This is a genomic window from Vibrio sp. 10N.222.49.C12, from assembly GCF_041475025.1.
GTDB classification, from domain to species: domain Bacteria; phylum Pseudomonadota; class Gammaproteobacteria; order Enterobacterales; family Vibrionaceae; genus Vibrio; species Vibrio crassostreae_C.
On sequence record NZ_JBFRVF010000028.1, the window covers coordinates 1 to 977 of the forward strand.

Annotated in this window: 1 protein-coding gene; it reads right to left on the reverse strand. The window is 45.6% G+C overall.

What is annotated here, in order from left to right; translation table 11 throughout:
- Positions 1-34 precede the first annotated feature (34 nt).
- Positions 35-977: helix-turn-helix domain-containing protein (locus AB4583_RS10530; protein ID WP_372117267.1), on the reverse strand; the 943-nt coding region annotated here is incomplete at its 5' end.

Consider the following 977-nt stretch of genomic DNA (forward strand, 5'->3'; position numbering starts at 1 on the left):
TTATTAATAGTAGTCAACCTTGACAGTTCTGCTCTTATTCGATAATTGATGCCTCGGCACGAGCTTCCCGTAACTCTCTTGTATTCAGTTTTTCTTCAAGCCAGATGTTCCTTACTGTTGAGTGACTGATCGAGATGTTAAATCGCTTTCTCATCTCACCACTGATCCTGATCGATGTTAGATGAGGTAATTTGAGCGTTAATGAGATGACGACATTTCGAGTCTTCTCATCGATGCGGTTACTGTGCCTTGGTTGGCCATACATACGTTTCAAAGCTAATGGACCGTGTGCTTCGAGAAGTTGACGGTTGTTGTGAATGCTTTTGACAGAGCAACCGCTCTGCCGAGCCGCTTCTCTCACATTGCCTAACTCCTTGGCAAGTTCAATAGCATCGAGCTTTTTCTGAACTTCTTCCCCGTATTCTTTCCTAGAGCTAGGCTCAACAAGCTCTTTAATGGACAGCTCTCGGTCAGCAAAGTAAGCGGTGAAGTTACCATCAAGTTGCTTACGTAGCTCAACTTGTTGACTCACGATAGAGTGCCTTAACGGAGAGGTAATTTGGTACATTGCGTTACCATAACTGAAGGTATGGTCCCGACGGATTTTTCGATATTCTTTTTGGATACATATCGCATCGAGGTTTAGGTGTTTCGGAACGGGCCTATGTTCCGAGCGCACCTGCTTAGCGTTGACCGTGAGGGTTGTCGCCCAATAGTCAGGGATGAAAGTGTTTTGCAGGTAGTCATTTGCGCTATTCATATCGGAGACCCCCGCCAGTCTTAACTCAGGGACAAGACGATCTTGGAATGTATCGAAGGCGCGTTCGATACGACCTTTTCCTTGGGGGGAGTTGGCAAAAATAATTTCTATACCAAGCTCTTCGCAGGCTCGTTGCATCTGAGAGAAGTGGCAGCGTTTTGGTCCACCAAAGATACCCGCTCTATCGACATAAAGCGTCTTAAAAAGCCCTTTTTTT